Annotated in this window: 22 protein-coding genes; 11 read left to right on the top strand and 11 right to left on the bottom strand. The window is 66.8% G+C overall.

The window, feature by feature from the left end; translation table 11 throughout:
* The first annotated feature begins 184 nt into the window (after positions 1 to 184).
* From ROA7023_RS20985 to ROA7023_RS20975, 3 genes are all read left to right on the top strand, one after another.
* Positions 185 to 1,228, top strand: a complete 1,044-nt coding sequence (locus tag ROA7023_RS20985; protein ID WP_159458625.1) for an ABC transporter substrate-binding protein — start codon at positions 185 to 187, stop codon at positions 1,226 to 1,228.
* Positions 1,229 to 1,321: 93 nt separating this feature from the next.
* Positions 1,322 to 2,410, top strand: a complete 1,089-nt coding sequence (locus ROA7023_RS20980) for an amidohydrolase family protein (RefSeq protein ID WP_085880955.1) — start codon at positions 1,322 to 1,324, stop codon at positions 2,408 to 2,410.
* Positions 2,411 to 2,414: 4 nt separating this feature from the next.
* Positions 2,415 to 3,281 (top strand): NAD(P)-dependent oxidoreductase, encoded by an 867-nt coding sequence (locus tag ROA7023_RS20975; RefSeq protein WP_085880954.1) that lies wholly within the window; start codon positions 2,415 to 2,417, stop codon positions 3,279 to 3,281.
* A 12-nt stretch (positions 3,282 to 3,293) separates the two neighbouring features.
* Here ROA7023_RS20975 and ROA7023_RS20970 read toward each other — a convergent pair whose 3' ends face one another.
* The 3 genes from ROA7023_RS20970 to ROA7023_RS20960 form a co-directional block, all read right to left on the bottom strand.
* Positions 3,294 to 4,286 (bottom strand): Gfo/Idh/MocA family protein, encoded by a 993-nt coding sequence (locus ROA7023_RS20970; protein WP_085880953.1) that lies wholly within the window; start codon positions 4,284 to 4,286, stop codon positions 3,294 to 3,296.
* Entirely contained in the window at positions 4,283 to 5,161 is an 879-nt protein-coding gene (locus tag ROA7023_RS20965) for an NAD(P)-dependent oxidoreductase (RefSeq protein WP_085880952.1), read from the bottom strand. Before ROA7023_RS20965 ends, ROA7023_RS20970 begins: the two co-directional genes overlap by 4 nt.
* Positions 5,162 to 5,272: 111 nt before the next feature.
* Positions 5,273 to 6,220 carry a LysR family transcriptional regulator gene (locus ROA7023_RS20960; protein ID WP_085880951.1) on the bottom strand — a complete coding sequence of 316 codons (948 nt, stop codon included), beginning with the start codon at positions 6,218 to 6,220 and terminating at the stop codon, positions 5,273 to 5,275.
* Between the two features lie 114 nt (positions 6,221 to 6,334).
* On the opposite strand from ROA7023_RS20960, the gene ROA7023_RS20955 reads away from it, so the two are divergent.
* The gene (locus ROA7023_RS20955) at positions 6,335 to 6,823 is read left to right on the top strand and encodes a flavin reductase family protein (RefSeq protein WP_159458624.1); all 489 of its coding nucleotides are present in this window, start codon (positions 6,335 to 6,337) and stop codon (positions 6,821 to 6,823) included.
* On the top strand, positions 6,820 to 7,416 hold the full coding sequence (locus ROA7023_RS20950) for a carboxymuconolactone decarboxylase family protein (RefSeq protein ID WP_085880949.1): 597 nt from the start codon (positions 6,820 to 6,822) through the stop codon (positions 7,414 to 7,416). Before ROA7023_RS20955 ends, ROA7023_RS20950 begins: the two co-directional genes overlap by 4 nt.
* Before the next feature lie 12 nt (positions 7,417 to 7,428).
* Here ROA7023_RS20950 and ROA7023_RS20945 read toward each other — a convergent pair whose 3' ends face one another.
* A complete protein-coding gene (locus tag ROA7023_RS20945; protein ID WP_234992379.1) occupies positions 7,429 to 7,818 on the bottom strand; it encodes a cupin domain-containing protein in 390 nt (129 codons plus the stop codon).
* 92 nt (positions 7,819 to 7,910) lie between these two features.
* Between ROA7023_RS20945 and ROA7023_RS20940 the strand changes: the two genes are divergently transcribed.
* Positions 7,911 to 9,107: an FAD binding domain-containing protein gene (locus ROA7023_RS20940; protein WP_085880947.1), complete on the top strand. Its 1,197-nt coding sequence runs from the start codon at positions 7,911 to 7,913 to the stop codon at positions 9,105 to 9,107.
* Positions 9,108 to 9,110: 3 nt separating this feature from the next.
* Here ROA7023_RS20940 and ROA7023_RS20935 read toward each other — a convergent pair whose 3' ends face one another.
* The 7 genes from ROA7023_RS20935 to ROA7023_RS20905 form a co-directional block, all read right to left on the bottom strand.
* Positions 9,111 to 10,004: a polysaccharide deacetylase family protein gene (locus tag ROA7023_RS20935; protein ID WP_085880946.1), complete on the bottom strand. Its 894-nt coding sequence runs from the start codon at positions 10,002 to 10,004 to the stop codon at positions 9,111 to 9,113.
* Between the two features lie 4 nt (positions 10,005 to 10,008).
* Complete coding sequence (locus ROA7023_RS20930) at positions 10,009 to 10,809, bottom strand: alpha/beta fold hydrolase (protein ID WP_085880945.1); 801 nt, start codon at positions 10,807 to 10,809, stop codon at positions 10,009 to 10,011.
* Entirely contained in the window at positions 10,806 to 11,912 is a 1,107-nt protein-coding gene (locus ROA7023_RS20925; RefSeq protein ID WP_085880944.1) for an LLM class flavin-dependent oxidoreductase, read from the bottom strand. The genes ROA7023_RS20930 and ROA7023_RS20925 overlap by 4 nt, the downstream gene beginning before the upstream one ends.
* Before the next feature lie 182 nt (positions 11,913 to 12,094).
* A complete protein-coding gene (locus tag ROA7023_RS20920) occupies positions 12,095 to 14,473 on the bottom strand; it encodes a xanthine dehydrogenase family protein molybdopterin-binding subunit (RefSeq protein WP_085880943.1) in 2,379 nt (792 codons plus the stop codon).
* Positions 14,470 to 14,949: a (2Fe-2S)-binding protein gene (locus ROA7023_RS20915; protein ID WP_085880942.1), complete on the bottom strand. Its 480-nt coding sequence runs from the start codon at positions 14,947 to 14,949 to the stop codon at positions 14,470 to 14,472. Before ROA7023_RS20915 ends, ROA7023_RS20920 begins: the two co-directional genes overlap by 4 nt.
* Positions 14,946 to 15,791 carry an FAD binding domain-containing protein gene (locus ROA7023_RS20910; protein ID WP_085880941.1) on the bottom strand — a complete coding sequence of 282 codons (846 nt, stop codon included), beginning with the start codon at positions 15,789 to 15,791 and terminating at the stop codon, positions 14,946 to 14,948. Before ROA7023_RS20910 ends, ROA7023_RS20915 begins: the two co-directional genes overlap by 4 nt.
* A 160-nt stretch (positions 15,792 to 15,951) precedes the next feature.
* Positions 15,952 to 16,611: a TetR/AcrR family transcriptional regulator gene (locus ROA7023_RS20905; RefSeq protein ID WP_085880940.1), complete on the bottom strand. Its 660-nt coding sequence runs from the start codon at positions 16,609 to 16,611 to the stop codon at positions 15,952 to 15,954.
* A 284-nt stretch (positions 16,612 to 16,895) separates the two neighbouring features.
* Between ROA7023_RS20905 and ROA7023_RS20900 the strand changes: the two genes are divergently transcribed.
* From ROA7023_RS20900 to ROA7023_RS20880, 5 genes are all read left to right on the top strand, one after another.
* A complete protein-coding gene (locus ROA7023_RS20900; RefSeq protein ID WP_085880939.1) occupies positions 16,896 to 17,852 on the top strand; it encodes a cyclase family protein in 957 nt (318 codons plus the stop codon).
* 109 nt (positions 17,853 to 17,961) lie between these two features.
* Entirely contained in the window at positions 17,962 to 18,798 is an 837-nt protein-coding gene (locus ROA7023_RS20895; protein ID WP_085880938.1) for a sulfite exporter TauE/SafE family protein, read from the top strand.
* Positions 18,799 to 18,900: 102 nt separating this feature from the next.
* Positions 18,901 to 20,211, top strand: a complete 1,311-nt coding sequence (gene hisD, locus ROA7023_RS20890) for a histidinol dehydrogenase (protein WP_085880937.1) — start codon at positions 18,901 to 18,903, stop codon at positions 20,209 to 20,211.
* Positions 20,212 to 20,245: 34 nt separating this feature from the next.
* On the top strand, positions 20,246 to 21,007 hold the full coding sequence (locus tag ROA7023_RS20885; RefSeq protein WP_085880936.1) for an SDR family NAD(P)-dependent oxidoreductase: 762 nt from the start codon (positions 20,246 to 20,248) through the stop codon (positions 21,005 to 21,007).
* A gap of 225 nt (positions 21,008 to 21,232) precedes the next feature.
* Positions 21,233 to 21,466 (top strand): transposase, encoded by a 234-nt coding sequence (locus ROA7023_RS20880; RefSeq protein WP_085880935.1) that lies wholly within the window; start codon positions 21,233 to 21,235, stop codon positions 21,464 to 21,466.
* Positions 21,467 to 21,964 lie beyond the last annotated feature (498 nt).

The following is a 21,964-nucleotide window of genomic DNA, read 5'->3' as shown; positions in this document are numbered from 1 at the left end:
AGTGGCGGAAGATCTCCGGGCCCAACCGTCTGCCCGAGGTCATCCAAGGGATTGTCTTCAAAGACGGTATCAAGCAACTTCACGCTGCCGCCTGATGATGGCCGTCACCAACTTTTGGGCATATCTCCTGGGAGGCGCAAATGGGCGGCGCAACGGAAGACTGACTTCCAGGGAGAACAAGACCATGACGAAACTCAAAGCACTACTCGTGTCCACAGCCGTCGCTGTGACATCACTGCCCGCCGGTGCCTTTGCCGAAGCGCATATGGCCACGGTCAACATGATCAACCCTCTGCCGCGGTCGACGAACTTCTATCCGCTCGTCGTCGGTGAGGCGCTTGGCTACTTCGAAGCAGAAGGTGTCACGGTCAACCTGCTGCCGTCCGACACCTCGATCCCCTACGTGGCGTTCCTTCAGAACGGCCAGGCCGATCTTGCGATGCTCGACCCGGTCGAGACCGTCAATGCGCTGAACGCCGGGGCGCCGATCAACACCGTCTACGAGGTGATGCAGAACGCCCCCGAGGGGATCGGCGTGCCTGCCGGGTCCGACGTGACCTCGATGGCCGATCTTGAAGGCACCGTCGTCGGGCTTGTGTCCGACCGTGACCGCGCCTTCCTTCAGGCCGCGCTCAACACCGCCGGTCTGACCATCGACGACGTGCAGACCGTGGTTCTGGGCGAAAGCGGCCCGACGCTTGCGGCTGCCATGCGCGACGGCACCGTGTCGGCGATCTCCGGCGCGGCGCCCGACTGGATCTCGCTGATCGTCAACGGCATCGAGGTGAACCTGATCACCCCCGAAGAGCTGCTGACCAGCCCGGCGAACACATTCTCGGCCAATTCCGAGACGCTGGAAGAGAAGCGCGACGCGATGGAAGGCTTCTTGCGGGCATGGTCCAAGGGGATGTATGTCTCCGCGGTGAACCCTGAAGCCGTGGCCGAGATGTTGCGCCAGGGCGTTCCCGAAGAGTGGGAGAACGAGGAAGCTGGCCAGCTCTTCCTCGAAATGTCGATCATGATGAACGTGTCGACAACCGATCGTTCCGGCGACCTTCAGCCCAGCGTCTGGAATGCGTTGCAGCCGCAGCTTCTGGCCTCCGGCGCGATCGAGGAGACAATCCCGGCCGAGACGTTCCTGAACGACATCTACATCGAAGCGGCCAACGACTTCGACCGTGCCGAGGTTGAGGCCGAAGCCGAAGCCTGGCTCGCCGAGAACCAGTAAGCCGTCGCATTCGTGACGTAACGATCTTCCGTCGGGCCCCGCAACGGGCCCGACGGTCCCTTCAGACAGTGCTCCGAGAACAGGATCCTTTCAATGACCCACGCCACCATCGACACGCCGGACCTCGGTGATGCGATCAACCGTTACGGCCCGACCGCCGCCCGTCCTGCTCCGTCCGAAACCCGGCGGCTCGACAGCAAGACGGTCGACATCCATGCCCACGTCATGATCCCCGCGGGGTTCGAATACATGGGCCCGCACATGGATGTCGCGAAGATCGCGATGGTGAAGCATGCCAATGCCGAGACCAAAGCCATCAACATGCAGCAGGACGCCGACCGCCAAGTCGCGATGACCGATATCGAGGACCGCGTGAAGGTTCTGGACACGCAGGGCATCGACATGCAGATCGTCGCCCCGCCGCCGTTCCAGTGCTGGTATCAGTCGCCGGTCGAGCATTGCATCAAGGGCAGCCAGATCGTGAACGACGGGCTGGCCGAATGGGTCGGCAAGCGTCCCGACCGGTTCGCCGCGCTGGGCACCCTGCCGATGACCGATCCCGATGCCGCGATCACCGAGCTGGAGCGCTGCATGGGCGAGCTCGGCATGAAGGGCGTCGAGGTCCTGACCAATATCGACGGCGAAGAGCTCGCCTCCCCCCGGTTCGAGCCGGTGTGGAAGAAGGCCGAGGAGCTTGGTGCGCTGGTGATGATCCATCCCAACGGCTTCACCCACGGCGACCGCCTGCACGATTACTACTTCTCCAACGTCTTCGGGAACCCGACCGAGACCTCGCTGGCGCTGCACCATTTCATCTTCTCCGGCACGCTGGAGCGGTGCCCGGACCTCAAGATCCTCGCGGTGCACGGCGGCGGCTGGCTGCCGGCCTATTCCGGCCGGATCGACCACGCCTGGGGCGCGCGCAAGGACAGCCACGCCGGCCTGCCCAAGCCGCCCTCGCATTACCTGCGCAAGGTTTATTTCGACAGCGTGGTCTTCAGCGACCACCAACTGGAATACCTGGTCAAGACCTTCGGGGCCGACAAGATCGTGCTGGGGTCGGACTATCCCTACGACATGGCCGATTACGACCCGGTCGAGCACGTGGTCAGCAGTGACCTGACCGACGAGGAAAAGGCAAAGGTCGCCGGCCTCAGCGCCGCGGCCCTGCTGGGGCTGTAAGGCGATGACCGTCGGCATCATCGGTCTTGGGATCATGGGGAGCGCCTACGGGCGCAACCTCATGAAGGCGGGGGTCGAGGTCATCGGCGTCGACCCCGCGCCCGCGGCCCGTGCGCGGCTGGAGGAGGCCGGTGCGCGGGCCGAAGAGGTCCCGGGGGACTGGCTGCGCGACTGCGAGCTTGTGATCCTGGCGCTGATCTCGCCGACCGTGCTGGCCGAGGTCACGGAAACCCTGGCCGAGCTGTTGAAGCCCGGCCAGATCGTGCTCGAGACCGGGACCTTCGCGCTGGCCGACAAGAATGCGGCGCAGGCGCGGCTGGAGGCGGCCGGGGTGATCCTGCTCGATTGCCCGGTCAGCGGCACCGGCGCACAGGCAGCCGTCGCCGACCTGGTGATGATGGCCGCCGGCCCGCCCGAGGCGGTGGCGCAGGCCAAGCCCCTGATCGCACATTTCACCAAGGCGGTGATCGACGCGGGCCCCTTCGGCGCGGGTATGAAGCTGAAATTCGTGGCCAATCACGCGGTCGCCCTGCACAACACCGTCGCCGCCGAGGTGCTGAACTATGCCGACGCGCTCGGGCTGGACCGGGACATGGTCTACGGGCTGCTCAGCAACGGGGCGGGCCAGTCCAAGATGCTGGACCTGCGGATGCCGCTGATGATCTCGGGCGCCTACGATCCGCCCACGGCCAGCCTGAAGATGTTCGAAAAGGACCTCAGCCTGATCGGCGCCGATATCGCCCGGCTGGGCCTGCAGGCGCCGCTTCTGGATGCGGTGAGCCATATCTACCAGGTCGCCATGGCCGACCTGCCCGAGCAATACGACGCCGCCGCGGTGTTCGAGGTCTACCGCAGCGGCAAGGCCGTCTAGTCCTCCGGCGCGTCAGGGCCGGACGACGATCCCCTCTTCGGCAGAGCGGACGATGGCATCGAGCACCTCGATGTTGTGGACTAGCTCGAACGCGGAATAGGGATAGGGCGCCCGGCCCGAGATCGCATCGGCGAAGGCCTCGAGATTGGCCGTCACGCTGTCGGTCCACTCGAACACCTCCGTTTCGGTGTCGTCGATCGACCGGTAGCGTTCCATCGTGACCTTGCCGCCGGGGGTGTCGGGGTGGGTGGCGTTGCGGATCTCGACCCACATCTTGCTGCCGAAGACATGGGTGCGGATGAAGTTCGGCGTGTGCAGGATCGCCTGAAGTGTGGCCGTCATCCCCGCTTCGAACTGCAATTGCACGCTGACCACGTCCCCGGTTTCCCAGCCGAGAGAGCGGTCGGCGGTGACGGCGGCGACGCTCTCGACCCGGCCGAAGAAAGAGATCAGCAGGTCGGTCAGGTGAATGCCCATCTGCGTCATGCCGGCGGCGGGGGCCATCGCCTTGGACGTGCGCCAGGACCCGGCGGGCAGGTGGATCAGCTTGTCATGGCTGAACGACAGCTCCGAATGCATGATCGTGCCGAGGGCGCCCTCGTCCAGCAGCTTGCGCAGCGCGAGGATCGCGGGCTCGAACCGGCGTTCATGGCCGACGCCCAGCACCAGCCCCGCGGCCTCGCAGGCGGCGACGCTGGCGCGGGCCCCCTCCGCCGAGAGGGACAGGGGCTTTTCGCAGAAGACGTGCTTGCCCGCCGCCACCGCCTGCGCCACCTGGCTGTCGTGCTGGTCGTTGGGCGAGGTCAGGATGATCGCCTCCACCCCGTCGGCCAGCGCGTCGGTGAACGACGGCACCGGCCGCAGGCCGGCCTCGATCATTGCGCCGTGGGCCTCGGTCGCGGGTTCCACGACCATCAGCAGGTCGAATCCGGGGTGATCCTTCAGGCGGCGGGCGATGTGCTGGCCCCACCAGCCATATCCAACGAGGGCTACGGAAAGGGTCATGCGCTGTCCTTCAGTCCGAACACGCCGAAGAGCGACGTGTCATATTCCGTCCAGCCGCCCTCGGCCGCCTTCATGGCTTTCACGCGGGCGGCGCTGAGGACCTCCGACGAGATGCCGTGCCGCGCGGCGAGCGCCTCCATCAGGCCCATGTCCTTGATCCCGTTCGCCAGCGACAGCGACACAGAGCCCGGATCGCCCGTGGTGCGCATCGCCGCGACCGGAGGCACGCGGTTCTTCGCGGCCCCGATGGCGCCGGAGCTGTCGACAAGGATCGAAACGGCGAGATCGGTGGGGATGCCCTGCCCGAGGGCGATGCCCAGCGCCTCGCCGACGGCGCCCCAATAGACCATCAGCGGCAGGTTGATGGCGAGCTTCATGGCCGCGCCCGTGCCCACCGGCCCGAGGTGTTCGAGCCGGCGGGTCATCCGCTCCAGAACCGGCCGGGCTGCCTCGAACGCCTCGGGGCTGCCGCCCGCGAGACCCAGAAGCGTGCCGGCCCGCGCGGGGCCGATGGTGCCGCCCACGGGGCATTCGAGGAACAGCCCGCCCTTGGCCTCGACCGCCGCGGCGAGCCTTTGGGTGGTCTCGGGTGAGGTCGTGCACATTTCGACCACGACCGTGCCGTCCAGCGGGGCGGAACACAGGCCGTCCGGGCCGAAATACGCGGCCTCGATCGCCGCGTCATTGGCCAGGACCGAGAGCAAGACGTCGCTTTCGGCCGCCGCGGCGGCGGGGGTCGGCATCTCGGTGCCGTTGGCGATGTCCGCGCCCTTGCCCGCCGTCCTGTTCCACAGCGCAAGCGGGTCGTCCCCCTCGGCCAGCCGCTCTGCGATCGCGTGGCCCATGTTGCCAAGACCGATGACGCCGATTGTCATGGCGCTCTCCCCTTTTTCATTGTCTGGCCGGAGGATAACGCCAACCGGCCTGCACCCGGAGAAGAAAACGGGTGCGCGCGATCATCATTTCCTATGCGGTCTTTCGCCGGATCAGATAGCCGGCGCCGCAAGGTCCTCCCAATCGCCCAGGATACGGTTGGTGTAGGTCGCCAGGTGATCGGCCAGCAGCCGGGCGGCCTGGGGCAGGGGGCGTTCGGATTTCTGGACGATCACGTAGTCGAAGCTCATCGGCGGATCGCAAAGAAGGTTCAGCTTGCGGACCTGGCCGTCCTTGTCCGGGTGGCAGATTGCCGAGGGAAGGATGGCCTGCCAGTCGGTGTGGGCCACCATTTCCAGGGTGCCCAGCATGCCGTCCATCTCCATCAGCTCGGCCACGTGGATGCCGTGCGCCTTGAGCAGGCTGTCGATCCCCTTGCGCCGGACGTTCAGCCGGCTGGGCACGATCAGCCGCGCCCCCGAAAGCGCCCGCAGCGGCGCGGGGGCGAGGTGTGGATACTCGGGCCGCGCTGCGAGGCTGCCCACGAGGAATTCCCGATCGCGGGCGACGAAGCTGGCGGTCAGCCCGGCCGGGATGTCGCCGGAGGGAACAAAGGCGAAATCCAGCTCTCCGTCCAGCACCCGGCGCATCAGAGAGCCGCTGTATTCCTCCAGCAGCGACAGCTCGACCTTGGCGAACTCGGCCTTGAAACTGCCCAGCGCGGGGGTGAGCACCGAGCGGGTCAGCGACGGGATCAGGCCGAAACGTACGAGGCCCGCGACATCGTCCTTGATCTCGGCCACGGCGGTCTCGGTGGCCAGCAGCGCCTTGAGGATGGCGCAGCCTTCGCGGTAGACGAGCTGGCCCGCGGGGGTCAGCGAGTATTCGTGACGTTCGCGCACAAGCAGCGGGGCGTCCAGCTTCAGCTCCAGGTTCTTGACCTGGGTGGACATGCCCGATTGTGTGGCGTTTTCACGGACCGCGGCCTTGGAAAACGATTGTTCTTCGTACACGGCGATAAAGGCGCGTAGGCCATTGATCGAGATCTTGGGGATCGGCATGCCGGCCTCCTATCGGATTTCAGGATGCTCTTTATGAGAAGCTATCATTTCTACTGATGTAGCTTCTGCACTACCTCTCTGCCAACAGATTATTTCGCCTAGGAGGCAATCACCGTGTTGGACAACGTTCCCTTCGACCCTCGTGCCCTGCGCAACGCCTTCGGCCGCTTTGCCAGCGGGATAACGGTGGTGTCGCTGACCGACGATCAGGACCGTCCCACGGGGGTGACCGTCAGCTCGTTTTCGTCGCTCAGCCTCGACCCGCCGCTGTGCCTGTTCTCGCTCGGCAAGACCCAGGCGAGCCGCAAGTGGATCGAGAGCGGCGCGGGGTTCAACGTGAACATCCTCGGCCACGGCCAAAGCGCCGCTGCCTGGCAATTCGCCAAGCCGCTCGAGGACAAGTTCGAGGGGTTGGACTGGTTTCCCGGTCGCAACGGCCTGCCGGTGATCGCGGGGGCGCTGTGCCATTTCGAATGCACCAAGTGGAACCTCTACGACGGCGGCGACCATGTGATCGTCGTGGGCCATATCGAGCATTTCATCGAGGGTGACGGCGACCCGCTGGTGTTCTACCGGGGCAAGATGGCCACCGTGGCGGAATGACATCCGACCCGGCCCGCCGCCCCCGGCCGACGGGCCCGGATTTCGACGCGCTCTCCCCAGACCAGGCGCGGGTGGCCGCAGCGATCAAGAGCGGTCCGCGCGGTGACGTGGTGGGCCCCCTGCGCCTGTGGCTCATCAGCCCGCAGATGGCCGAGCTGGCTCAGGCGCTGGGCCAGTATGCCCGCTATGACAGTGTGCTGCCGCCGGATCTTTCGGAACTCGCGATCCTGGTGACCGCGCGCTATTGGTCGTCGGGCTTCGAATGGGCACAGCACGCGCCCATAGCCCTTGCGGCCGGGTTGCCCGCCGAGGTCGTCGACGCCATCGCTGTCGGAGCCCGCCCCGAGCTGACGGGAGCGCTCGCGGCGGTTCTGGATCTGGCGGTGGAACTGCACCGGGACAAGCGCGTGTCGGATGCGACCTATGCCGCTGCCGAAGATCTTCTGGGCGAGCAGGCTGTGGTCGATCTGGTCGCGATCTGCGGCTACTACACGCTGATTTCCATGACGATCAACGCGTTCGAGCTGCCCGACGGGACCGGTCCCGTGCTGCCGCCGACGCAGCTGAGCCCGCATGAGATGTTCCGCGACTGACCCTTGCCCCGGTCACAGCAGCGACGGGTTCGGGCCGCCGAGGAACTCGACCGTGACGAAGCTGAGGATCGTGTCGCCGGTATTCTCCAGGTCATGGGTCATGCTCTCGCCTGCGCCATAGCTGTGGTGGCGCGTGTCGCCGGCGGTGTAATCGACCTCCACCACCCGGCCATCTGCATAGCGCGACCGGGCGCGGCCGTCGCTCGTGGCGGTCCAGAAGTAGTCGTTCACATGGGTGTGGAACGGCAGCCGGTCCCCGGGGGCAAGGTCCAGCAGCCAGATGCGGACGCGGTCGGTCTCGCTCACGATCCTCGATCCCACCCGACCGTTGGTCCGCGCCGCGGCGAGCTCGCGGCGCAACGCGTCGTTCCAGTGCGGGCCGGTCAGGTCGGGTGTGGCCATGTCCCTCGCCATGTCACGCTCCTCCGTTGTTGCGTTTTATTTATAACCCGATAAATAAGGGGCTCCAAGTGTTTTCGCGAAGGGGTGGTCGAATGGTGGGGCGGGTGATCATCTCCGGCGGGTCCATTGCCGGGCTGTGCGCGGCCGTTGCGCTGCGGCGGGCCGGGTGGCGGGTGGATGTATTTGAGCGGTCCGGGGTCGAGCTGGCCGGGCGCGGGGCCGGGATCGTCACGCATCCCGAACTGGTCGCGGCCCTGACGGAGATCGGCGCCCAGGTCGACGACCTTGGCGTACGGGTGACCGAGCGCGTGGCCTTCGACAAGACCGGCGCCGCCATCGCCCGGCTGCCATTCGCGCAGGTCGTGACCTCCTGGGACCGGGTTCACCAGATCCTGCGGGCGCTGGTGCCCGATGCGCGGCACCACCTCGGGGGCTCCGTCACCGGCTACACGGACAACGGATCCTCGGTCACCGCCCATCTGGCGGACGGGCGGGACGAGACCGCCGATCTGCTGATCGGCGCGGACGGGTTCCGGTCGGCGGTGCGCGGCAGGATGCTGCCCGAAGTGCTGCCAAGTTATTCCGGCTACGTCGTGTGGCGGGCATTGGCTCACGAGGCGGATCTGCCGATGGCGGTGCGCGAGGCGGTGTTTCCGGCGTTCGGGTTCTACGCCCCGGCGGGCACGCAGATCATCGGCTATCCCATTGCGGGGCCGGGCAACGACCTGCGCCCGGGGCAGCGGCGCTACAATTTCGTGTGGTATTCCCCGGTGCCAGCGCGACAGCTGGGCGACATGCTGGTCGACGCCACGGGCCGCAGGCACGCCGTCTCTATCCCGCCGCCGCTGGTGCGCGACGAGATCGTGCGCCGGGCCGTCGAGGAAGAGGCCCGCGAGATGCTGCCCCTGCCCTTCGTCCAGATCCTGGAACAGAGCGAGCGCCCGTTCTTCACCCCGATCTACGACCATGCGAGCCCGGTGATGGCCGCCGGGCGGGTGGCCCTTGTCGGGGATGCGGCCTGCGTCGCGCGGCCCCATGTCGGCATGGGCGTGACGAAGGCTGTTTGCGACGGGCTCGCCCTGACGCGGCAGCTGACGGCCCATGGCGGCGATGTCATCGCGGGGCTCGCGGCCTATTCGGACGAGCGGGTTCCGGCCTCGCACAAGGCCTATGCCCGCGCCCGGGAGCTGGGCGGGTATATCTTCGACGACAGCATCGCGAATACCGACGGCCGCGGCAATCCCCGCCTGGACGAGATCATGCGCACGACCGCCGTGGCCGTCACCTGAAGGCTAGATCGGGTTTTCCGCGCCGATCCTGACCATCTCGGCCGTATACCAGTCGCCGATGTCCGAGGCCGTCATCCAGACGGCGCCATCGTGCTGGCTGACGTAGTCCAGAAGCGCTTCGAGATACTTGATCCGGTGCGGCACGCCCGTCACATAGGGGTGGATCGAGATCGCCATCACCCGGGCATTCTCTGCCCCCTCCTCATAGAGCCGATCGAACTGATCGCGTCCGCGGGCCAGGAACTCGTCCGACCGGTGCGCCTGAAGCGGATAGACGGTGATGTCGTTCGTTTCCACCGTGTAGGGAACGGTGGTGATCTGGCCATGCGGGGTTTCGATCGCCTGCGGCAGGTCGTCGATCACCCAGTCGGCGACGTATTCGATGCCGGCCTCGCGCAGCAGGTCGAGCGTCTCGTCGGTCTCGGTCAGGCCGGGGCTTTCCCAGGACCGGACGGGCTTGCCGGTGAAGTCCGAGATCGTGCGCACCGCGTCGGCGATCGCCTTGCGCTGATCCTCGAGCTTGTGCATCGGGCCCTGGACAAAGCCGTGGCCCATGAACTCCCATCCGGCATCGCGGCCAGCCTCGGCGATACGCGGATAAGAGGTGCAGACGTTCCCGTTGATCGCCATCGTGACCGGGATGTTGCGGTCGGTCAGCGCCTTGTGCTGACGCCAGAAGCCGCTGCGCATCCCGTATTCGTGCCAGGACCAGTTCGGAACGTCGGGCAACAGAGGAACGCCCATCGGCGGGGGCAGAACGGTGCGCGGCATGGGCCGCTCGATCTGCCATTCCTCGACGTTCAGGATGACCCATACCGCAATCCGCTTGCCGTCGGGCAGCTGCAGTTTCGGCCGGTCGACGATGGCCTGGTAGGGGACGCGGTCGGTAAGGCGCATGGGGTCAGTCCTTCAGGAATTGGGCAAGGGCCGCGTCAAAGGCTGCGCCCCCGTTCAGGTTGACGATATGGGCGGCGTCGGGAATGCAGATGTAGTCCGCGCCGGGGGTGGCCGCGGCCATCGCCTCCATCGCAGCAGGCGGTGCGCCCATGTCCTCTGCCCCCGCGACATAGAGCACGGGCATGGTCAGATTTCCCAAGCGCCGCAGGTAATCGAGCGACTGGAGCGCCGCGGCGCAGCCGCCGTAGCCCTCGGGCGTGGTCCGCAGGAAATCCGCCTCCAGCGCCGCGACAATGTCGGGATGGGCGGCGCGATAGGGCTCGGTCAGCCAGCGGTCCAGCGTGCCGGGCCAGATCGCCTCCAGCCCGCCGCTTGCGATGGCCGCGATCCGGTCGTCCCAGCTTTGCACGAAGGGCGGTGGCGCGTCGGCGCGGGCCGCGCAGCTGACCAGCCCGGTCAGGCGCTCGGGTGCGCTGAGGCCAAGACCCAGCGCGGTCATGCCCCCCAGCGACAGGCCGAGGAAGGTCGCCCGCTCCACCTCGCACCGGTCCATGACGGCCAGCGCATCGGCCACGAGGTCCTCGAAGGAATAGGGGCCGGGCGGCGTGCCCGAAGCGCCGTGACCGCGGGTGTCGTAGCCGATCACGCGGTGCGTCGCCTCCAGCCAGGCCCGTTGCGGCGCCCACATGCCCGTGGTGGCCCCGAGCGAATTGGACAGAACCACAACCGGCGCCCCCGGCCCCTGGCCGCTGACCACCGCGTTGAGGGTGAACCCCCCCCGATCGACTGCGACCGTTTCGGTCATTGCGCGGCCAGGCCGGTGCTGCCGATCGCGTCGTTGATCTTCGGCAGCGCCTTTTCCGCGAGCAGGATCATCGACTTGCGACCCAGTTCCACATCGGCCCAGTCCTTGCCGGCATAGAGCAGCGTGCCGAAGTCGCCGATTTCGTCGCGCAGGGCGAGCACCTCGTCGGCCACCTTGTCGGGGGTGCCCCAGATGATGCATTCGTCCATCACGTTCTCGAGGGTGACCTCGTCGTCCGACATGGACTGGTCATGCTTGAAGAGGTTCGCGCGGCCGTGCTTCTTCATCTTGGTCAGCAGCTGGCTGTAGTAGAACCGGTAAGGGCTTTGCGGACCCAGCGCATATTCGCGCGCCGTCGCCATGTCGTCGGCGACGAAGACCGACCGGGCCACGCGCCAGTTCGCGGGGTCTGCCGGACGGCCCGCCCGCTCGCAGCCCTCGACGTATTTCGGCCAGTGGCTCGCCACCCATTTCTTCAGCAGGAAGTTGGCCGAGATCGGGTCCCAGCCCCGCGCCGCAGCCTCGACCACGCCCTTGGAGAAGGGTGCGACAGCGGTAACCACGATCGGCGGATGCGGGCGCTGCAGCGGCTTGGGCATGACGCCCTGGCCGATTTCCGGCATCATCTGGGTCTCGGTCGTGATGTTCCAGAAGTCGCCCTTGATGTTGTAGGGCGCCTCGCTCTCCCAGATCTTGAGGATCGTGTTGATCCCTTCGAGGAACATGCCCGGCCGGTCCGCATTGAGGCTGCCGAAGACCTCGGCATCGGTCGCGAGCCCGCCCGGAGAGATACCGAAGATGAAGCGCCCGTCCAGCATGTGATCCAGCATCGCGACCTGAGCCGCCGCGGCTGCCGGATGGGTGTTGGGGATGTTGACGGTGCCCGTGCCCAGCCTGATCTGCTTGGTCGCCGCGGCGATCCAGGCGATGAAGGTGATGCAATGGGTGATGTTCTCGGCGGCATCGGTCACGTGCTCGCCGACATAACCTTCGGTAAAGCCGAGCTCGTCCGCCAGCAGGAAGGCCGCGCGGTCCTCTGCCAGCGACTTGCGCCAATCCTTGTCGACCGGGTGGATCGGCATCGTGAAAAAGCCAAGTTTCATTGCGAGTATCCTATCAATTCTGCCGGGAACATAAGTTGCGAGGGGTCATCGGGAAAATGATGAAATCTGCCCCTTTGTATCAGAAATGCCGATAGGTCGGGCTCTCGGGCCTGCACGCCAGACCCGCCACCGCGTGCCCTGACGCGATGGCGACAGCCCTGCTGCGGCAGCGGCAGGCGACATCAGCCTTCGGACAGCGCTGTCAACACCCTCTGCGGCGTCATCGGCATCTGCCACAGGGAGGCGCCGAGCGGCGAGAGCGCATCGTTGACCGCGTTCAGGATCGCGGCAGGGGCGCCGCCCGTTCCGGCCTCGCCCGCGCCCTTGGCGCCCAGGACCGAGGTCTTGGACGGCGTCTCTATGTGGGCGACGGTGATGTCGGGCATCTCGGCGGCCATGGGCACGATGTAATCGGCCATGGTCGTGTTCAGCAGCTGGCCCTCGGGGCTGTAGAGGCATTCCTCGTAGAGCGCCCCGCCGATGCCCTGCACCACGCCGCCGCGCACCTGTTCGTCCACCAGCATCGGGTTGATGACCCGGCCGCAATCCTCGACCGCCCAGAAATGGAGGACCTTGACGAAGCCGGTCTCGATATCGACCTCTACATGGGCGGCCATGGCACCGTTGGTGAAGACGAACGGGAAATCGGTGACCCGGTAATGCCGCGTCGCGATCAGCTCGGGCTTGGTGTCCGACGGCAGCTCGTTGCCGCGGTAATAGACGGTCCGCGCGAGATCGGCGAGCGTCATGCGCTCTGCCCCGGTGCCGGCGTCCACCACGTTGCCATCGCGGATGTCCAGCGCCTCGGGCGTGGTCTGCAACAGGGTGCCCGCCACCTCCAGCACCTGGTCGCGGAGCGCATGGGCCGCCTGCAGCATCGCCTCGCCGCCGATGCCCGCGCCGCGCGACGCCCAGGTGCCGCCGCCATAGGGCACGTTCCTGGTGTCGCCGGTCGTGACCCGCACGCGGTCGATGGGGACGCCGAACACGCCCGCGGCGATCTGCGCGAGGATCGCGTTCGTCCCCTGGCCCTGCTCGGTGATCGACGAGGCCACATGCAGCGCCCCGCCGGCGTCGAGCCGCGCGGTGGCCCCGTCCTGGCTCGCGATAGGGGCGCCGCCGATGCCATAGAACATGGGCGAGGGGTTGGTGACCTCGACCATCGAGACAAGGCCGATGCCGCGATAGACACCGCGCTTGCGCGCCTCGGCCTGGTCGGTGCGCAAGGCGTCGTAATCCATGATCTCGGTCAGCTTGGTGATCGCCTTCTGGTGCGACAGGTCGTCCAGCTTCATGCCCGAGGCCGATTGCCGCGGATAGCTGTCATCGGCCATCAGATTCTTCTTGCGCAGGGCGACGGGATCCATGCCGATGGCGCGGCCTGCCTCTTCGAGCAGACCGTCGGCGACCGCCATGGCGATCGGGTGGCCCACCGCGCGATACTGGCACATCAGCATCTTGTTCTGGAAAACGACCCGGCCCCGGGCGCGGTAGTTCTGCAGCGCGTAGGGGGCGCCGGTCAGGTTCAGCACCTGGTTGCATTCGATCGCCGAGGTCCGCGGATACATCGAGAACGGGCCGATCCCGGTCAGGTCGTCCATGTCGATGCCGACGATATTGCCCTCCGCCGTCACGCCGATCCGCGCCGTCACGACGTGGTCGCGGGCGTGGATGTCGGTCATGAAGCTCTCCATCCGGTCGGCGATGAACTTGACCGGGCGGCGCAGCATCCGGGCGGCGACCGCGGCCGCGATCTCGTCGCCGTAGGTGTGGATCTTGATCCCGAAGGACCCGCCCACGTCGTTCGAGATCACCCGGACGTCCTCTTCCGGCAGGCCCAGGTGCTTTGACAGGATCACCTGCATCATGTGCGGCGCCTGGCCGGAATAATACATGGTCAGCTGGTTTTCGGACGGGTCGTAGTCACAGACGGTGCCGCGCGATTCCAGCGTGACCCCGGTGTGGCGGCCGAAGCGGAAGGTGCGCTCCACGACCGTGACGCCGGGGGCCGCGAAGGCCGTGTCGACATCGCCCGCCTCCACCAGCCGTTCCCAGGCGAGGTTCGACCCGAACTCCTCGTGGATCAGCGGGCTGTCGGGCGAGAGCGCGGTTTCCTGGTCGCAGACCGCCTCCAGCTCTTCGAGGTCCGCGTCGATCAGGTCGCACGCATCCTCGGCCTGCGCACGGCTGCGGGCCACGACCATCACCAGCGGTTCGCCCTGCCAGCGGGCCACATCCACGGCGAGCGGGTATTGCGGCGCGGACCGCAGCCCCGCCATGTGGGTGAGGGTGCCCACATAGGGCGTGACCTCGGCCGCGATGTCGGCCCCGGTATAGACGGCGAGAACGCCCGGCGCAGCGCGTGCCTCGGTCACGTCGATGGCGCGAATCCGGGCATGGGCATGGGGTGAACGGACGAAGGCCGCATGGACCATGCGCGGCAGGTTCAAATCGTCTACATAGCGCCCCCGGCCCTGCAACAGGCGGGCGGCATCGGCGCGCGGCTCTGGCTTGCCGATGTAGGTGTTGGGGCGGTCGAATATCGTGGCGGGGCCGGTCATGCGCCGTCTCCTTCGCGGATCACGTCGCTGATCGCATCGACCACCGATTGGTAGCCCGTGCAGCGGCAGTAGTTTCCCGATATGTGGTCGCGGATCGCCTGCCGGTCGTCGGAGCCTCCGCGCTCGATATAGCTGAGGGCCGAGGCCAGCATTCCCGGCGTGCAGAACCCGCATTGCAGCGCGTTGCGCCGGGTGAAGGCGGCGCGCAGGGCATCCGACCGGCCGCTGTCGGCCAGACCTTCGACAGTGGTGACGGTGCCGCCGTCGGCCTGCACTGCAAGGGTCAGACAGCCACGAACCGCCTTGCCGTTCAGCTCCAGCGTGCAGGCGCCGCAGACGCCGTGTTCGCAGCCCACATGGCTGCCGGTCAGGCCAACGTCGTGGCGCAGGAAATCGACCAGGTTGGTGCGCACGGCAACGACGGCAGAGATCTCCTCGCCATTGACCGTCAGGGTGATTCGGGCGTCGCGGGTCATGCCAGCATCTCCTTCAGGGCTCGTTTCAGGGCCACGCCGGCGTAGTGTCGGCGGGTTTCGGCGGAAATCTTGGTGTCTCCCTCGAACTCGATGGCGTCGAGCTTGGGAAGGGCGGCGGCGATGGCGGCCTCGGATCCGTCCGTGCCGGTCAGCGCCTCTTCGAACGCGGGCACCCGCAGGGCCCGGTCCGAGACGCCGAAGAAGCCGACAGCAAGCCCGGCGATCGGCGCAACGCCCGTGGCGCGGATCGCGACGCCGGCCATGGCATAATCGCCGTGCCGCTGGACCAGCTCGTGAAAGCCAAAGACTTCGCCCGGCTGCGCCACCGGCACGCGCACGGCGACAAGCAGCTCATCGGGTTCGCAGGCGGTCTCGTAATAGCCCAGGAAGAATTCGGTCGCGGGCACCTCGCGCGGGCCGTCCGGCCCGGCCAGCTCGATCACCGCGTTGAGGGTCATCATCAGGGCGGGCATCTCGGCGGCCGCATCGGCCAGCGCAAGGCTGCCGCCGATGGTGCCGCGGTTGCGCACCGCGTCGTGGGCGATGTGAGGCAGCGCCATCGCGATCAGCGGGACTGCCTGCAGCGCGGGGTCGTCCTGAAGCTCGCGGTAGGTGGTCATTGCGCCGATTCGCAGCATGTCACCCTGCCGGGCAATGCCGCGCAGCTCGGGGATACCGGCCAGATCGACCAGGATTTCCGGGGCCGCGACGCGGAAGTTCATCATCGGCATCAGGCTTTGACCGCCCGCCAGCGGCTGCGCTTCGCCGTCGGCGCCGGCCAGAAGCGACAGCGCCTCGGCAAGCGTCCCGGGCCGGCAATAGTCGAAATCCGGGGCTTTCATCTCTGGTCTCCTCCCTGTCGGGACACCTCGCGCACCGCGACGGGGCCATACGAACCAGGGCGCGGAGATCTCTCCACCTGCTAAGTTATCGAATTATAAATTAGGTGCAACAGAGGAAAATCCCGATATGCCGCGGCGGGGGCAAGCGCCGGGCGAGGCTTCAGTTCGGGGAAAATCTGCTTTGGAAAACAGAGAGAAGCGCGTCGACGGCGTCCTCGATCACGGTCGCCTTGTCGGTGGACAACGTGCTTTCGTAGACGAGGTCGCGGACGCCGTAGTAGAAAATTCCGCCATGTATCGTCCAGGCGAACTCCACCTCCTGATCGGTCGCAGGGCGCGGCGGGGCGCCGAATTCGGCGCGGGCCTCGGCGACGACCGGTTCGAGGATGCGTTGGCGCACCAAAAGCATGTAGCGGCGGTTGATGTCCGCACCCTTGAGGCCCGAAAACAGGTAGATGCGCATCCATTGCCGGTTGAAGATCACCTCGGTGTAAACCTGGTAGAAGTGGTTCAGCCGATCGCGCAGGGGGCGCTCGCGGTCCGCGATGATATCGGCCCACTCGGGTCGCCAGCGATTGACGTAGACCACGTCGTAGACCTCGGAAATCAGGTCTTCCTTGGACGGAAAGTAGCGGTAGAGCAGGGGCTGGGTGACGCCCAGCCGTTTCGCCAGGCCGCGCGTCGAGCTTTCGAACCCCTCTTCGGCAAAGAAATCGATGGCCTTGGCGATGAATTCCTGACGCCGCTCCGCCGACGGCAGGCGGCGGCGCCGTGGGGCGGGCCCGGTCGGGCCGGGTCCGGTGTCGTCGGGCGGGGGCATGGATGTCGTCTCCTGCTGTCGCTGTCGAGCCAGGGATATTGTCCGTCAAGCCATTCCGGGCCAAGGTGCGCGGGTTTTCGACCCGCACGGACGCAGCCAATGAAGCAGCCCTGACCGGCCGCCGCAAGCCGTGCCGGAAGCGGACCGGCGGCTGTGCGGGGGCTGTGGGCCGACATGCCCCTTGCTCCCTGCCGGGCACTCGCTATGTTATCGACCGATAACATCCGGGACCGGCGGGGGGCGCTAGACCTGCTCGCCGGGGTGGATCAGAGGGAGGGACACGCATGGCCGGGCTCACACGTCAGGATATCTACGACACCGCGAAAGAGCTGTCGAACTGGGGCCGTTGGGGGCCAGATGACCAGATCGGCACGCTGAACAACGTCTCGCCCGAGGATATCGTCTCGGCGGGCAAGCTGATCCGCAAGGGCAAGACCTTCGCGCTGGGCCTCGACCTCAAGGAAAAGATCCAGTCGGGGCTGTTCGGCGGCCGGTGGAACATGATCCACCAGATGCTGGCGACCGGGACCGATGCGGCCTTGGGCAAGCAGGACGGCGACGGCAAGGCCTACCTGCGCTACGCCGACGACGCGATCAACCTGCCCTGCCAGGGCTCGACGCAGTGGGACGCGCTCTGCCACATCTTCCTCGATGACAAGATGTACAACGGCTATCCGGCCACCGACGTGACCGTCGGCGGCGCCGCCCGGCTGGGCATCGAGCATGTGCGGGACAAGATGGTCGGGCGCGGCGTCCTGCTGGACATCGCGCGGTGGAAGGGCGTCGACAGCCTCGACGACGGCTACCCGATCACAAACGACGACCTTGACGGTTGCGCCGCCGCCCAGGGCGTGGAGATCCGCAAGGGCGATTTCGTCATCGTCCGCACCGGGCACCAGGAACGCTGCCTGGCCAGCGGCGACTGGACCGGCTACGCGGGCGGCGACGCGCCGGGCCTCTCGTTCGAGACCGCGCGCTGGATCAAGGCCCACGACATCGCCGCGATCTGCGCCGACACTTGGGGCTGCGAGGTCCGCCCGAACGAGACTGCCGAGGCGAACCAGCCCTGGCACTGGGTGGTGATCCCCGCCATCGGCATCTCCATGGGAGAGATCTTCTACCTCAAGGACCTCGGAGAGGATTGCGCCGCGGACGGGGTCTATGAGTTCTTCTTCACCGCGCCGCCGCTGCACATTCCGGGCGCGGCCGGCTCTCCGATCAATCCGCAAGCGATAAAGTGAGGCGGGACGGCGCAGGCCCCACGGCGCGGGGGGCTGCGACGGGCCTTTGCAGCCCGCGAGCGGGTGGCGTACCACGGGCGTCGGGCGACATGGCAGAAGGGCAGGACAAATGGAGCTGATCGCGACCCTCACGGACGGTATCACCCTTCAGATCGTGATCGCGCTGCTGATCGCGGGGGGCTGTATCGGTGTGCTCGCCGGCATCTTCGGGGTCGGCGGCGGCGCGATCAGCGTGCCGGTCTTCTTCGAGACGTTCCGCGCGATGGGGGTGACCGACGACGTGGCGATGCCGCTGGCCGTGGGCACCTCGCTGGCGATGATCATCCCGACCTCGATCCTCTCGGCGCGGACCCACGCCCGCAAGGGCACGGTGGACATGGGTATCGTGAAGGCATGGATCCTGCCGGTGCTGCTTGGCGTCGCGCTGGGCAGTGTCATCGCGCGCTATGCCTCGCCGGTGATCTTCCAGGCCGTCTTCGTGCTTGTCGCGGGGACCAACGCGGTCAAGCTGCTGTTCGGGACCGCGGGCTGGAAGCTGGGCGACACCATGCCCGGCCGCGCGGGGACAAGCGCATATGGTGCGGTCGTCGGGCTGTTGTCCGCGCTGATGGGCATCGGGGGCGGCGCGATCTCCAACCTGATCCTGACGCTGAACGGCAAGGACGTGCGCGAGGCGGTGTCGACCTCTGCCGCGGTCGGCGTGATCATCGCGATCCCGGGGACCGTGGGCTATATCCTCGCCGGGTGGGGGCAGGCGGGCCTGCCGCCCGATGCGGTCGGCTTCGTCTCGGTTCTGGCGCTGGTGCTGACCCTGCCGACTGCCCTGCTGACCACGCGGGCCGGCGTGGCCCTCGCGCATGTCATGCCGCAGAAACTGCTGGGGCGGCTCTTCGGCATTTTCCTGTTGCTGGTCAGCCTGCGGTTTCTGGCCGAGATATTCCTGTGACCCGGCCGGCGCGGCGCCCCGTCGGGGCGGCGCAATGTCGGCAATACGTTTGAGACCCGGCTGACGGATAATCCCCCGTCTCCATGAGGAAGGAAGACAGACATGGCGATCGAGCGCCTCAAGACAAGCAAACCCGACGCGGAAAAGGCCGAGGACGACGCCAAGGTGCGCGCCGTGGTGGAAGCCACGCTGCACGACATCGAGACCCGCGGCGACGCCGCCGTGCGCGACCTGTCGCAGAAGTTCGACGGCTACGCCCCCGAGCGGTTTCGCCTGAGCCCGTCCGAAATCGAGGCGGCGATGCAGAAGGTCTCGACCCGCGAGATGGAGGACATCAAGTTCGCCCAGACCCAGATCCGCCGGTTCGCCGAGGCGCAGCGGGCCTCGATGACCGACATCGAGGTCGAGACGTTGCCCGGCGTGGTCCTTGGCCACAAGAATATCCCCGTGCAGTCGGTCGGCTGCTACGTCCCGGGCGGCAAGTTCCCGATGGTGGCCTCGGCGCATATGTCCGTCCTGACGGCGAACGTGGCGGGTGTGCCGCGCATCGTCGCCTCGGCCCCGCCGGTGAACGGTGCGCCGCATCCCGCCATCGTGGCGGCGATGCACATGGGCGGCGCACATGAAATCTACGTGCTGGGCGGCATCCAGGCGGTGGGCGCCATGGCCATCGGCACCGAGACGATCGAGCCGGTGCACATGCTGGTCGGGCCGGGGAATGCCTTTGTCGCAGAAGCCAAGCGGCAGCTGTTCGGCCGCGTCGGCATCGACCTGTTCGCGGGCCCGACCGAGACCATGGTCATCGCCGACGACACCGTGGACGCCGAGCTTTGCGCGACCGACCTGCTGGGGCAGGCGGAACACGGCTACAACTCGCCGGCCTGCCTGATCACCAATTCCCGCAAGCTGGCCGAGGAGACCATGGCCGAATGCGACCGTCTGCTGACGATCCTGCCGACGGCAGAGACGGCGCGGGTCAGCTGGCGCGACTACGGCGACGTGATCGTCTGCGACACCTATGACGAGATGCTGAAGGTGGCCAACGACATGGCCTACGAGCACGTGCAGGTGATGACTGACCGTGACGACTGGTTCCTCGAGCACATGCAATCCTACGGGGCGCTTTTCCTCGGGCCCCGGACCAACGTCGCCAATGGCGACAAGGTGATCGGCACGAATCATACGCTGCCGACGAAAAAGGCCGGGCGCTATACCGGCGGGCTCTGGGTCGGCAAGTTCCTCAAGACGCACAGCTACCAGAAGGTGACGACCGACGAGGCCGCGGCCATGGTCGGCGAATACGGCTCGCGGCTCTGCATGCTCGAGGGTTTCGTCGGCCATGCCGAACAATGCAACATCCGCGTCCGGCGCTACGGCCGGCGCAACGTGCCCTACGGAGAGGCGGCGGAGTGACGCCCACCCCGCCCCTGAAGATGGAGATTGGCTGATGGACATCCCGCACACCCCGTCGTTCCGGCTCGACGGACGACGCGCCCTTGTCACGGGCGCCTCCTCCGGTATCGGGCTGGGCGCCGCGGTGGCGCTGGCCGAGGTCGGGGCCCATGTGGTCTGTGCCGCGCGGGGCGCCGACCGGCTGAACGACGCGGTGGCCGCGATCAGGGCGTCAGGGCTGAGCGCCGAGGCGCACCCGCTCGACGTGGCCGATATCGACGCGGTCCGGGCACTATGCGCCGAAGGGCCGTTCGACGCGGTGGTCAACGCGGCCGGGATCGCCCGGCACACGCCGGCGCTCGACACCGCGCCGGCGGATTATGACGCGGTGATGGGGGTCAACCTGCGCGGCGCCTATTTCCTCTCGGTCGAGGCCGCCCGTGCGATGCAGGCGGCGGGGCGGGGCGGCTCGATCATCCATATCTCGTCGCAGATGGCCCATGTGGGCGGGATCGACCGGGCGGTCTATTGCGCCACCAAGCACGGGCTCGAAGGCATGGTGAAATCCATGGCCATCGAATGGGGCGCCAGCGGCATCCGGATCAATTCGATCTGCCCCACCTTCGTCCGCACGCCACTGACAGAGCAGACCTTCGAGAACCCCGAGCGCGTCAAGTGGATCACCGACAAGATCAAGCTGGGCCGCGTCGGCGAGGTCGAGGATATCATGGGCGCGGTGGTCTTCCTCGCCGGAGCGGCCTCGGCCATGGTCACGGGCACCTCCCTGCTGATCGACGGCGGGTGGACGGCGGAGTGACCGGAGAGGGCTGATGCGCCCGGGCCAATGACGAAGACGGTCGACTCCGCGCCGCGCCGGAGCACCAATGGGGGCGAAACCTGCCCGATCGAGAGGGTGCGCCGTCCCCAATCCCCAGATCCGTGAGGGATTCATCTCGTGAATCCAGCGTTTTAGCTGGGATGCACGAGCAGACTTCCCCCCCCGACCTGCAGGACCTGGAACTGGCCGGCTTATGGTGAGCCATTGATACGCCATCGGTTCGAGCACACTGGCGAACGCGCTCAAGCGGGTCGTTTCGCGACCTCGCTGACGATCCGGTCCGACCCCGAGATGAACCGGGATGCCGTGCCGACAGGCAAGCGTGGCCGCCGGCAGACCTACGACGATGCCGCCATCCTGACGTGCCCTTCGATGAAGGCGCTGTTTGGCATGGTCGACATTGGGAGCGCCATTGGTCCGAGCGTCATGACCCTGTAGGCGCACGCGCAATGCTTCGCCCCGACCATTGTGATTTGAAAGGGCTAGACCATCCTTTGCGCACAAAGGATTTCGCCGTCAGGTTTCAACACGCACCGGCTCCCGTAGTGCCTCTCCACCTCTGCATTTTAGTCCTTTCAAAGCGAGCATGGAAGCCCATTGCTCATCGCGACAGCTTCGCGGTCTTCATGTGAAATGGCACGAGACACTTCGGGCCGGCATGCATTGGCTGAGCGGGATCCTCCCGACGTTCGGCGCGCGCTTGTATCTGCAACCACCACGGCAATCTGGATTAAGGCGGGCGGTGAGCGGGCATTTACCGTATCTGCATACCCCGCGTCTGCTTCCCAGCTGATTTGGCGGGCATAGAGCCCTAGGCTCAGGACCCATTAAACGGGTTGAGGCTGCGCGGTCTGCGTGATTCATCGTCCCCGAACCAAAGGGGGCATGATGAGCGATCTGTATTGGCTGAGCGAGGCTCAGATGGCGCGGCTGAGG

Origin of the sequence: Roseisalinus antarcticus (assembly GCF_900172355.1) — a bacterium.
Lineage (GTDB): Bacteria > Pseudomonadota > Alphaproteobacteria > Rhodobacterales > Rhodobacteraceae > Oceanicola > Oceanicola antarcticus_A.
This window is presented reverse-complemented; position numbering and strand designations above follow the sequence as displayed.

Coding starts and splice junctions, on each gene's coding strand:
- ROA7023_RS20985 (WP_159458625.1), top strand. CDS start 185: ATGACGAAACTCAAAGCACTACTCGTGTCCACAGCCGTCGCTGTGACA.
- ROA7023_RS20980 (WP_085880955.1), top strand. CDS start 1,322: ATGACCCACGCCACCATCGACACGCCGGACCTCGGTGATGCGATCAAC.
- ROA7023_RS20975 (WP_085880954.1), top strand. CDS start 2,415: ATGACCGTCGGCATCATCGGTCTTGGGATCATGGGGAGCGCCTACGGG.
- ROA7023_RS20970 (WP_085880953.1), bottom strand. CDS start 4,286: ATGACCCTTTCCGTAGCCCTCGTTGGATATGGCTGGTGGGGCCAGCAC.
- ROA7023_RS20965 (WP_085880952.1), bottom strand. CDS start 5,161: ATGACAATCGGCGTCATCGGTCTTGGCAACATGGGCCACGCGATCGCA.
- ROA7023_RS20960 (WP_085880951.1), bottom strand. CDS start 6,220: ATGCCGATCCCCAAGATCTCGATCAATGGCCTACGCGCCTTTATCGCC.
- ROA7023_RS20950 (WP_085880949.1), top strand. CDS start 6,820: ATGACATCCGACCCGGCCCGCCGCCCCCGGCCGACGGGCCCGGATTTC.
- ROA7023_RS20945 (WP_234992379.1), bottom strand. CDS start 7,818: ATGGCCACACCCGACCTGACCGGCCCGCACTGGAACGACGCGTTGCGC.
- ROA7023_RS20940 (WP_085880947.1), top strand. CDS start 7,911: ATGGTGGGGCGGGTGATCATCTCCGGCGGGTCCATTGCCGGGCTGTGC.
- ROA7023_RS20935 (WP_085880946.1), bottom strand. CDS start 10,004: ATGCGCCTTACCGACCGCGTCCCCTACCAGGCCATCGTCGACCGGCCG.
- ROA7023_RS20930 (WP_085880945.1), bottom strand. CDS start 10,809: ATGACCGAAACGGTCGCAGTCGATCGGGGGGGGTTCACCCTCAACGCG.
- ROA7023_RS20925 (WP_085880944.1), bottom strand. CDS start 11,912: ATGAAACTTGGCTTTTTCACGATGCCGATCCACCCGGTCGACAAGGAT.
- ROA7023_RS20920 (WP_085880943.1), bottom strand. CDS start 14,473: ATGACCGGCCCCGCCACGATATTCGACCGCCCCAACACCTACATCGGC.
- ROA7023_RS20915 (WP_085880942.1), bottom strand. CDS start 14,949: ATGACCCGCGACGCCCGAATCACCCTGACGGTCAATGGCGAGGAGATC.
- ROA7023_RS20910 (WP_085880941.1), bottom strand. CDS start 15,791: ATGAAAGCCCCGGATTTCGACTATTGCCGGCCCGGGACGCTTGCCGAG.
- ROA7023_RS20905 (WP_085880940.1), bottom strand. CDS start 16,611: ATGCCCCCGCCCGACGACACCGGACCCGGCCCGACCGGGCCCGCCCCA.
- ROA7023_RS20900 (WP_085880939.1), top strand. CDS start 16,896: ATGGCCGGGCTCACACGTCAGGATATCTACGACACCGCGAAAGAGCTG.
- ROA7023_RS20895 (WP_085880938.1), top strand. CDS start 17,962: ATGGAGCTGATCGCGACCCTCACGGACGGTATCACCCTTCAGATCGTG.
- hisD (WP_085880937.1), top strand. CDS start 18,901: ATGGCGATCGAGCGCCTCAAGACAAGCAAACCCGACGCGGAAAAGGCC.
- ROA7023_RS20885 (WP_085880936.1), top strand. CDS start 20,246: ATGGACATCCCGCACACCCCGTCGTTCCGGCTCGACGGACGACGCGCC.